Source organism: Pseudomonas sp. KH_046_1 (genome assembly GCF_057839025.1).
This window is the reverse complement of the sequence record NZ_CM174481.1, coordinates 3,046,540-3,056,707: the sequence shown is the minus strand read 5'-3', so window position 1 is coordinate 3,056,707 and position 10,168 is coordinate 3,046,540. Positions and strand designations below refer to the sequence as shown.

General features: G+C 59.1%; 8 protein-coding genes. 2 read left to right on the top strand and 6 right to left on the bottom strand.

Features of this window, described 5'->3' with window-relative positions; all coding sequences use genetic code 11:
- Window positions 1-101: 101 nt before the first annotated feature.
- The gene (locus AC3IT9_RS14115; RefSeq protein WP_489273419.1) at window positions 102-1,127 is read left to right on the top strand and encodes an AraC family transcriptional regulator; all 1,026 of its coding nucleotides are present in this window, start codon (window positions 102-104) and stop codon (window positions 1,125-1,127) included.
- Between the two features lie 193 nt (window positions 1,128-1,320).
- On the opposite strand, the gene AC3IT9_RS14110 is transcribed toward AC3IT9_RS14115, so the two are convergent.
- From AC3IT9_RS14110 to AC3IT9_RS14085, 6 genes are all read right to left on the bottom strand, one after another.
- On the bottom strand, window positions 1,321-1,608 hold the full coding sequence (locus AC3IT9_RS14110) for a hypothetical protein (RefSeq protein WP_191629399.1): 288 nt from the start codon (window positions 1,606-1,608) through the stop codon (window positions 1,321-1,323).
- Between the two features lie 223 nt (window positions 1,609-1,831).
- The gene (locus tag AC3IT9_RS14105) at window positions 1,832-2,737 is read right to left on the bottom strand and encodes an amino acid ABC transporter substrate-binding protein (protein WP_489273418.1); all 906 of its coding nucleotides are present in this window, start codon (window positions 2,735-2,737) and stop codon (window positions 1,832-1,834) included.
- A 48-nt stretch (window positions 2,738-2,785) separates the two neighbouring features.
- Entirely contained in the window at window positions 2,786-4,126 is a 1,341-nt protein-coding gene (potE, locus tag AC3IT9_RS14100) for a putrescine-ornithine antiporter (protein ID WP_489273417.1), read from the bottom strand.
- A 132-nt stretch (window positions 4,127-4,258) separates the two neighbouring features.
- A complete protein-coding gene (gene speF / locus AC3IT9_RS14095; protein ID WP_489273416.1) occupies window positions 4,259-6,442 on the bottom strand; it encodes an ornithine decarboxylase SpeF in 2,184 nt (727 codons plus the stop codon).
- Between the two features lie 224 nt (window positions 6,443-6,666).
- On the bottom strand, window positions 6,667-7,539 hold the full coding sequence (locus tag AC3IT9_RS14090; protein WP_150723892.1) for a DNA/RNA non-specific endonuclease: 873 nt from the start codon (window positions 7,537-7,539) through the stop codon (window positions 6,667-6,669).
- 328 nt (window positions 7,540-7,867) lie between these two features.
- A complete protein-coding gene (locus tag AC3IT9_RS14085) occupies window positions 7,868-8,302 on the bottom strand; it encodes a GFA family protein (RefSeq protein ID WP_489273514.1) in 435 nt (144 codons plus the stop codon).
- A gap of 280 nt (window positions 8,303-8,582) precedes the next feature.
- On the opposite strand from AC3IT9_RS14085, the gene pdxR reads away from it, so the two are divergent.
- Window positions 8,583-10,091 (top strand): MocR-like pyridoxine biosynthesis transcription factor PdxR, encoded by a 1,509-nt coding sequence (pdxR, locus tag AC3IT9_RS14080; protein ID WP_489273415.1) that lies wholly within the window; start codon window positions 8,583-8,585, stop codon window positions 10,089-10,091.
- Window positions 10,092-10,168 lie beyond the last annotated feature (77 nt).

Genomic DNA, 10,168 nt, shown 5'->3' with positions numbered 1-10,168 from the left:
GTGCGTAAAGGATGGTGACGGCCATTGATAAAGAACCGAATGCTGTAATGGGACAATTGCTTTATTATTCGGGCCAACCTTTTCGCCACAGGCACATGGGTATGAGCTTTCGGGATTTTCTGCGTGGCCCGGCCAGCGCTTTGTTGCTGGTGCAGTTCGGCGTCGAAAAAGGCTTGGCGGCCAGCGCGATACTGGCCGGCTCGGGGCTGACGGCAGCGCAACTGGCCGACCCGAATCTGGAGCTGACTGCCGATCAGGAACTGCGGGTGACCGGCAATCTGTTGCAGTTGCTCGGTCATCCTCCGGGGCTTGGCTTCGAAGTCGGTGCGCGCTATCACTTCTCGACCTATGGCCTGTTTGGTTACGGCCTGATCAGCAGCGCGACCACCGGGGATGCACTAGCCCTGGCACTGAGCTTTTTGCCGCTGACCTACGCATTCACCGTGGTGACCTATGAAGAGCAAGGCAGTGAAGGTGTGCTGACTTTCGCCACGCCCGGGCTGGCACCCGACCTGCGCGATTTTCTGTTGGCCCGGGACATGGCAGCGGGGGCGCTGTTGCTCAAGGAACTGGGGGGCGATGACTTTTCGCTGTCGCGCTTCACGTTACGTGCCGGCCCAGCTCACGAGTGCGATAACGACCGTTTATTGGGGCTGGCGCCTGCCTACGCAGCCAGCAGCAACAGCCTGGCCTTTGATCGCTCATTCCTGACGCGCCCCTTGCCACAAGCCAACGCCGTCACAGTGAGCATGTGCGAGCAGATGTGCACACAGTTGATGCAACGGCGAATCGCCCGTTCCGGCATGACGGCGCTGGTCCAGCACTACCTGACCAGTACCGACACCACGCCACCGGACCTTTGCGCCATGGCCCGCCTGATCCACGTCAGCACACGCACCCTCAAGCGTCGCCTGCACGATGAAGGCACCACCTTCCGTGCCTTGCTGGCCGAGGCCCGCAGCCGCAGCGCCATCGAGATGCTCAACGACAAACGCTTGAGCCTCAGCGAGATTGCCGAGCGACTGGGTTTCAGCGACCTGTCGAGTTTTTCCCAGGCATTCAAGCGCTGGTATGGGGTAGCTCCGAGTAATTTCTCGCTGCGAAACAGTAGCGGTGGCGAGTGCTAGATAACGAACTGGAGTGATGTGCTCGCCTTCGTATTGCTCGTGGTATTGAGCGTCTGGATGTGGTCGCTCACACAGTCGCGAGCAGGGTGAGGCTGATTCATCCTGATCGAACCGCTTCCTGGGTCACTTCGGGGTGATGCTGATGCAGTGCCGACAGTCATTCCTGGCTGATCAGCTGGTGCGATCCCGACATTCAATCTCTGCGCTTATCAAGACACTGACGACGCAGGACAAGGTTATTGATCTCCATGCAACTGACCGAGTAATCGTCATCATCATTATTTTTGGCCTTGTCCTTGGCCTTGCCGCAATTGCCATTGTCATTGCAATTGCCTTGCCCTTTTTGATCATTGCTGTTTTTCAAGCAGTTTCTGATATCACTTGCACTGCCCGCATCATCGCAATTGGAACCGGCAAACGTGATTGATGGCAAAGCCAGGGAGAATAGGAGTGTGCACACAGCGGCTGCGACGATTCGCATGATAGAGCTCCTGAGTGGATTGCTACTTGCCTGCAAGTAATGGCCTTGAACAAACACTGGCGAATTGGTGCTGACCAGCAAGCCAGTGGCCGTCCACAGACGTGATGCTGCTCATCTGTCGGAGCGAGCTTGCTCGCGATGGACTCAAGGGCGCTGCGTTCAGTCAATGAACACGCGCTTTCGTTAACGACCATCGCGAGCAAGCTCGCTCCTACAAAACTCATCAGGGCAATGCATAGACCCTGAACAGTTTTTTCACGGTAGCGTTGGTCCCGCCCAGGTACTGGTCGTAGGCCTTTTCTATGTAGCCCGAGAAATAGGCTTCACTCAGGGCCATATCGACCAGCAAGCGGAAGTCTTCGTCGTTGCGCTCCACGATCATCGCCACCGGCGAGTACTCGAAGATGCGGTCCAGGAGCATCAGGTTCTTGGCCGCGCCCTCCTTGGCGACTTCGTTGCGCAGCAGCATGCGTTCGGAGAAGAAGGCATCGGCCTTGCCCTCGGCGACCAGTTTGATGCCCTCGTCGTTGTTGGCCACGGTCACCAGCGAGGCAATCACGTTGAGCAGGCGCATCTGTTCACGAATCCAGTCTTCGGTCACGCCCCCCTCCAGGGTCGCGTAGGTTTGGTTGGCCAGACCGTTGTTGATGCTGGCACGCCAGGTCGGGCCGGTATTGGCGACCTTGCCATTGAGCACATTGAGCAGCGGTTCGCCAGCATCGGTGCGCACCACGACCGAGAGGCCGGCGGTGTAGATCGGTATGGAGTAACTGATCATCTTGCGCCGTTCCAGGGTGGGCGGTGTCGGCGTGCAGAGAATATCGACTTTACCCTGACTCACGGCGTTGACCTCGTCCGAAATCTTGACAGGCTGGTAGTGCACTTGCAGGTCGGGCAGACCCAGCTCGCTCTTGAGCTTGTCGGCGACTTTCAGGCACAGGTCGATGGCATAACCGCTGGCCTTGTCGCCGTCCTGCTGGCTGAAAGGGGCCAGGTCAGGCAGGTAGCCCAGGGTAAAGGTGTGGCTGCTGCGTACGCGTTCAAGGGTGTTGGCGCCGGCCACTAGCGGCAGCGTCGAGAGTGCGAAGGCAAGCAGCAGTCTGGTGGTTGTGGCAAATGGTACGTTCATGTCCGGTTTCCCCGTATGCAGATGTCTGTGCAGTCCTGTTGGCCACGCCTAAGGGTTTGCGGCCCTGGCCTGGTTGGCCGCTGGCGCTTCGGTGAAGCGCTTGGCGAGGAATCCATAGAGCAGGTAGCCGACAGCGAGCACCAGGGTGCCGCCCATCACTGCATCCTTGCCGCAGGCATACAGGGCGTACAAGGAGTACGTTATGGCAATCAGCAAGACCACCAGGTTACGCGAGTAAATGGCCGACGAGACCCCGGCCTTGTGCATGATCACCAGCAGGCCGGTCATCGCCGTTATATAGGGGATCAGGTTGGTGACCGCCGCCAGGCTGACCAGTTTGCTGAACTGGGCGGCGGCATCGGGCGAGATGGTCGACAGGGCCATGAGGGTCTGCAGCACACCGCAGACAATCATGCCGACGACGGGCGCATTCATCGAGTTGACCTTGCTGAACAGCTTGAGGAACAGGTTCTGGTCAGCCGTCATCTTGGCCGTTTGCGCCAGGGTGAATTGCCAGCCCAGCAGCGAGCCGACACAGGCCATGACCGCCAGCGCCATGACGATATTGCCCACCATCGGGCTGAACATCGTGGCGTAGACCAACGCGAAGGGCGCCGAGGATTTGGCCAGTTCGTCATTGGGAATGATGCCCTGGATGACGGTGGTCGACAGCACATAGACCACGGCGGCACCGAGAGTGCCGAACAGGCAGGCCAGCGGCACATTGCGCTTGGGGTTTTCCACGGCGTCAGTGGCCTGGGCCGCCGACTCCATGCCCAGGAAGGCCCACAGGGTCAGGGGTATGGCTTTACCGATGGCTTCGGAAATCGGCAGGCTGTTGGGGTTCCAGGCGGCGGCCAGCACATCGGGCTTGAACCAGAACCAGCCGATGATGCTCAGGCCCGCGACCGGAATGATCACGCCCCACACCGTGAACGCGCCGATCTTGCCGGTGATGCCCGGGCCACCGAAGTTGGCGAAGGTGGTCAGCCAGATCAGTGAGATCGTGCCGACGCACAATGGAATGGCACCGGTGCCCAGCCAGGGCACGAAGGCCGTCATGTAGCCCACCGCCGAAATGGCCACGGCCACGTTGGCGATGGCCAGTGACAGGAAGTACAGGTACGAGCAGAGGAAAAACCCCGACTTTGAGTGAGCTTCTTCGGTGTAGGCAGACAAGCCGCCGGAGCGCGGACAGAAGACCCCGCACTGGGCAAAGCAGTAGGCGATGGCCATCGAACCGATCGCGGTGAAGATCCATGACAGCAGCGAGACGGCACCCAATTGAGCCATGTTGGTAGGCAACATGATGATACCCGAGCCCATCATGTTGACCGTTACCAGCGTCGTGAGCCCCATCAGGCCCATTTTCTTGCTTGAATCAGCCATCGCAAACTCCTTGCCTTATGCAGAGTTTTGAACCTGGGTCTGGCGACGTGCAGCACGCGGCCGGACAGGGGCTAATGCTTACTGCTTGACCACATGAACCTTGTAGGTTGGGCGCTTCTGACCCGTGCAGCATCAGGCCTTGATCACGTACCCATACGCCCGGGTACGACCGCCTTCCTGCTTCAGGTACACCCCTTGCAACTCCGGCGTGAAACCGGGCAAGCGGTTGATGCCTTCTTCCAGGGCCAGGAAGTACTTGAGTACCGCGCCGCCCCAGATCTCCCCCGGCACCACGCACAAGACGCCCGGCGGATAAGGCAGCGCGCCCTCGGCGGCAATGCGCCCGTCGGCCTGCGCCAGCGCCACCAGTTCGACGTTGCCGCGGATGTACTCGATTTGCGCTTGCTGCGGGTTCATGGCCTTTTTCGGGAAGTGTTCCTTGCGGAACATGTCCTTCTGCAACTGCTGCACGTTGTGATGGCGATACAGATCGTGCATTTCCTGGCAGAGCTGGCGAATGGTGTAGTTGCGATAGCGCTCCTGATGCTGCGCGTAGATCGCCGGCAGCACCCGGCTCATCGGCGCGTCATCGCTGATGAAGCGTTCGAAACGGGCGATTTGCGCGGCCAGGTGGGTCATCTTCGCCCAGTCTTCGGCCGGGGTGAGCAGGAACAGGATCGAGTTGAGGTCGCACTTTTCCGGGACGATGCCATTCTCGCGCAGGAAGTTGGCCAGGATGCCGGCGTGAATGCCGAAGTCGGTGTAGCTGCCGTCCACCGGGTCGATGCCCGGCGTGGTGAACAGCAACTTGCACGGGTCGATGAAGTACTGCTTCTCGGCGTAGCCGGCAAAGGCGTGCCAGCGATCCTTGGGATGGAACTCGAAGAAGCGGATGTCGTTGGCGATTTCTTCCGTTGGATAGTCTTCCCAGGCGCGCCCTTCAATGCTGTGCGGTACGAACGGGCGGACCATGGTGCAGGCTTCGAGGATCAACTTGCGCGCTTCGATGCCGAACTTCACGCAGTCTTCCCACAGGCGCAGGCCGCTGCGGCCGGAGTGAATGCGCGCATTCACATCCAGCGAGGCGAACAGCGGGTAGAACGGGCTGGTGGAGGCCTGGGCCATGAACGCGTTGTTGAGCCGGTGATGGTTGCAATAGCGTGCCTGGCCTTTGATGTGGCGGTCCTTCTTGTGCACCTGGGAGGCCTGGGAAAAACCGGCCTGCTGCTTGTGCACCGACTGGGTGACGAAGATGCCCGGGTCGTCCTCATTGAGATCCAGCAACAGCGGCGAGCAGTCCTTCATCATCGGGATGAACTGCTCGTAGCCGACCCACGCCGAGTCGAACAGGATGTAGTCGCACAGCTTGCCAATGCGGTCGACCACTTGCCGGGCGTTGTAGATGGTGCCGTCATAAGTGCCCAGTTGAATGATCGCCAGGCGGAACGGCCGCGGCAGCTGCGCCTTGTCCGGGGCGACCTCGGCGATCAGTTCGCGCAGGTAGTCCTCGTCGAAACAGTGGGCGTCGATGCCGCCGATGAAGCCGTAGGGGTTGCGTGCGGTTTCCAGGTACACCGGCGTGGCACCGGCCTGCAGCAACGCGCCCTGGTGATTGGATTTGTGGTTGTTGCGGTCGAACAGCACCAGGTCGCCGGGGGTCAACAGCGCGTTGGTCACCACCTTGTTCGAGGCCGAGGTGCCGTTGAGCACGAAGTAGGTCTTGTCCGCATTGAACACTTGCGCGGCGTGTTTCTGCGCCAGCAGTGCCGGGCCTTCGTGGATCAGCAGGTCGCCGAGCTTGACGTCGGCGTTGCACATGTCGGCGCGAAACAGCGTCTCGCCGAAGAAGTCGAAAAACTGCCGACCCGCCGGGTGCTTGCGAAAGAACTGGCCGCCCTGGTGGCCAGGGCAGGCAAAGGTCGCGTTGGCCGCCTCGGTGTAGTGTTTGAGCGCATCGAAGAACGGTGGCAGCAGGCTTGCTTCATAGGCCTTGGCGGCGGTTTCCAGTTGGTTGCCGTGGTATTCGGCATTATTGCTGGATAGGTCGAAGACACCATTGACCTGCAAGATGACATCCTGCAGTTGCTTGTAGATCGCCAGGGAGCGATTGCTGCGGCCCTGAGAGGCCACCAGGAAGATCGGGATATCGAAGCCGGTGCGCTTGATGGCATCCAGCGCCCCTGCTGCCAAATCATCTTTCGAGAGTACGGCGACAGCGACATCGGTAAAGTCAGTCTGGTCGAGCCGGACGATTTCACGGGAACTACGAAAGCAAGCTCGAACCGCATCGCTGGCAGCGATTTTCAAAGCGTTCATAACCAGAATCTCTCGGTCTGCTTGACGTTGAAGTTCCTGGGACGAGTATTTGTGGAGGCATCATGTCCCGGGGGCAGGAGCGATTGCCCTATTGGGTATAGTTCATTTTTACTATTTGTTACTTCTTGTTGAATTTATTTCCTTGACCTTGTTTTTGCGTGGTTCATGGCAATGAAACACCCCATCGGTTGCCTGCAACCTTTGGGGTGCTGTTCAACCAGCCATCAGGTGCGCCCTGCGGAACCTGTAACGGGCAGGTTCCCAAGCAGCTTGAGCCCGGTGCTCTTCACGAACGTCTCATAGTCCATCGGCTTTTCGATGCGGGTTTCTGCGTTAGGCAGCACGTAGGCCCAGGCACGTTTGGACGATGCGTCGTACACCAGCTTGAACAGTCGGGTCGGCACCCAGACCTGGTTGTCGCCGATGGTCGAGTGGCCCGGGTCGAACAGCGGGCCGGTAAAGACAAACACATTGCCATCGGCGCGCTTGGCAAACTTGCGGACATCAGACTCGACCTTGCTCCAGATCTTCCGGTTGTTGGTCGGGTCTTGCGGCACCATGTTCGACAGCGCAAAGGATTGGGCCATTGCCTTGGGGTTCGGTGCATCGGCTGCCGGGGATTGATGGCCACGGTCCACGGCCGGGTGCTGGCTGCGGTAGTCGCTCAACTCGGCGCGCCCACTCTTGGGAATGCGTGGATCCGGGTAGAACTGGTTGGTGCGCTCTTCCCCTTTGGCATCCTGCAACAGGGCCGCATTCAGGCGTTCGACCACCACCAGCGGGGTCTTGCTGGTTTGCGAGTACAGCACCGCGAAGTTGTCGGAACACAGCGCCAGGGGTTTCATCGATGCGGGCACTGTGGCCGTGTTGATCGGTTTCGCTGCCGGGAACAGGTCAGCGCAGCCGTCAAACGAAGCCTGTTTCTGTTTGCTTGAATAGAGGTCCAGGGCCGCATTCTGGCTGATCGAGCCCGAACGGGACGTTTGTTCATGTTGCGCGGTAGGAGGCTTGAGGAGATCCAGCAGGTTGCGGGCTTGCGCCCCGGTCGAAAGCAAAACAAGGGCCGACAGCCCAACTGCAATTTTGCGTAGGTACATGGGTTAAATCTTCGAATGGGATTGAGGGATAAACGTACGGCGAGGCCCGACTCTCGGAACCGGGTGCAGGGCGTTGCTGATTATGTGGCGGCGATCATGCTTTCACTGTCCTTGATCAAGTTACCGATGAGGGGGCCGGTCGGTTACGGGCCGTTCGACCGCTGAGGGTCGTGCGGGGGTTATGGACCATGACAAGCCCCGTTAGTGCTGGGCAGCGTTCAGATTCTATTGGCCGGTGTTCGTCGAAGAAGCGGTCGGCAGCGTTTGGTCACGCTGTTCGGTTTGGGCCAGGCTGCCAATTCGTCTGCATGCCGACCAGGCTCCTGAGTCAATCGTTATTGACCTGGAGTTCATGCAAAATAAACCCAAGTGACTCCGGGGCTGCGCGATGACTTCTTTGCGAGCGTTGTTCATCCCATGGCATAGCGTCATCGGTGCAGAAATCTCCAACACACTCCATGCTCAACTCGACATCGAGAAGCCCAAGCGGAATCCAGAAGTAAGGCGTCTCGCGAAGAAGATTAGGCACGGTCGAGCCACATCGTGAGCAAAAGTCATTTCTGTACCCGCTGGGTTTGCGCCAACTCGTGATCGCATCCTGCCCTTCTTCCCAGCGAAAATCGCAAGCCTTGACCAGCGTGGCGAGATTATGACCAACCCCGGTTTGCTTGCGGCATAGGGTGCAATGGCAGCGATAAAAGAATCGTGGTTCAACCTCCAGGGAAAAACGTACAGCCCCGCAAAGACATTGTCCTGATGTCATGTGCCTCTCCATTGAAGAACGATTCACCGGTTTATGTACCGGCTCGAGTGCAGGTATCGAAAAAGCGATGGCCGTCATGGTACTGGCCTTTCATTGCCATGGATAATGCCGTGCTCAGCAGCCATATTATTGTGACGCGGTTCATAGCGGCCGGCGTTGCCATCGCAGGGCTATCAATGCCTGTGGTGGATGACTTATCCAGTACCGCTCGATACCCTTTCGCACCCGGGTGCCTGACGGCAATTCAGGCCAAACCACACTTCATCCAGACGAACCAAAAATGAAATCCTCCGCAGGTTTGCTGTTGTCAGGTATCGAACTGGACCGTGCCAGTTCCATCCCCTTGTACCGCCAACTCTACTTGCAGATTCGCAAACAGATTCTCAGTGGCAGGATTCAGGGAGGCGTGCGCCTGCCGTCCACCCGGACCCTGAGCAAGGAACTGCAGCTGTCGCGAATCAGCATTCTCAATGCGTTCGATCAACTGATTGCCGAAGGTTTTCTGACGTCGCGGACCGGGGCCGGGACCTATGTCGGCCATGAGTGGGAAAGCCGCGGTATCGATGACGATGAGCACAAGCGCCAGCCCCCTCGCCTGTCCGACCTGAGCCAGTCCATGCTGTCGTTGCGTAGCGATCATTTCCGTGGCGTTTCCTATTCGGGCTGGTCCACCGGGAGCCCGACCTCGTTCCTGCCCAGTCACAGTGCTTACGATGCGTTCCCGCAATCGGTCTGGAAGCGGCTGATGAATCGCCACCTGCATAAGCCAACCAAGGCCATGCTCGGCTATGGCGAACTGCAAGGGTTGCTGGCCCTGCGCGAGGCGATCGCTGAATACGTCTTCGATGCCCGTGGCATCGACTGCACTGCCGAGCAGGTGGTCATCGTTTCCGGCGCCCAGCAAGCCTTCAACCTGCTGGGCATGCTGTTGCTCAATCCGCAGGACAGCTTCTGGATGGAGGATCCGGGGCATATCGCGGCACGAATTGCGCTCCAGGCCCAAGGGGGTCTGGTCGTGCCGTTGCGTATCGACGAACAGGGGATCGATGTCCAGCAAGGCCTGGCTCAATGTCCTGACGCCCGCCTGGTGTTTACCACACCTTCTCGTCAGCATCCCTTGGGCGTCACCATGAGTTATGCGCGACGTCAGGAACTCATCGACTGGGCCGCCCAGAATCAAAGCTGGATCATCGAGGACGACTGCGACAGCGAGTTTCGCTACAACGGGCGCCCCCTGCCGGCACTCTATGCCATGGACCAATGGGCTCGGGTCATCTACGCCGGCACCTTCAGCAAAGTGCTGTTCCCCTCGCTACGACTGGGTTACGTGATACTGCCCAACGCCTTGATCGAACCCTTCTGTACCCTGCGAGCGGTCATGGATCGCAGCCCGCCGACACTGCTGCAGGCCGTCACCGCTGACTTCATGCGCGAAGGCCACTTTCTCGGCCATATTCGTCGAATGCGTGCGCTGTACCAGGCTCGCCAGCAGGCACTGGTCGAACAACTGCAGCTACAGCTCGGCAGTTTTTTCAGGATCACGCCTGTAGAAGCCGGCATGCACCTGATTGCCTGGTTACCAGCCCATCTTGATGACGACACCCTGGCCAGTGAACTCAGCCAGCATGACATTCATACCTATGCCCTGAGCGACTACTGCGTTGCGCATGTCTTGCCGCCGGCGCTGTTGATCGGCTTTGCCAGCACCCCTGAGGATCAGGCCGCAGCGCGCGTCGAAGCGCTGGCCCAGGCCCTGGACAAAATGGGCTACCTGCAGCCGACCACTTGACCCAAGGCAAGTGGTCTTATGAATTAACTGATAATGGATCTATCGAGAGTTCCTGACTGGCGCGATAAAGGCTGCGC

Bases quoted from the DNA above. Each gene is read 5' to 3' on its own strand.
- AC3IT9_RS14110 (WP_191629399.1), bottom strand. From the start codon at position 1,608: ATGCGAATCGTCGCAGCCGCTGTGTGCACACTCCTATTCTCCCTGGCT.
- pdxR (WP_489273415.1), top strand. From the start codon at position 8,583: ATGAAATCCTCCGCAGGTTTGCTGTTGTCAGGTATCGAACTGGACCGT.
- speF (WP_489273416.1), bottom strand. From the start codon at position 6,442: ATGAACGCTTTGAAAATCGCTGCCAGCGATGCGGTTCGAGCTTGCTTT.
- potE (WP_489273417.1), bottom strand. From the start codon at position 4,126: ATGGCTGATTCAAGCAAGAAAATGGGCCTGATGGGGCTCACGACGCTG.
- AC3IT9_RS14105 (WP_489273418.1), bottom strand. From the start codon at position 2,737: ATGAACGTACCATTTGCCACAACCACCAGACTGCTGCTTGCCTTCGCA.
- AC3IT9_RS14090 (WP_150723892.1), bottom strand. From the start codon at position 7,539: ATGTACCTACGCAAAATTGCAGTTGGGCTGTCGGCCCTTGTTTTGCTT.
- AC3IT9_RS14085 (WP_489273514.1), bottom strand. From the start codon at position 8,302: ATGACATCAGGACAATGTCTTTGCGGGGCTGTACGTTTTTCCCTGGAG.
- AC3IT9_RS14115 (WP_489273419.1), top strand. From the start codon at position 102: ATGAGCTTTCGGGATTTTCTGCGTGGCCCGGCCAGCGCTTTGTTGCTG.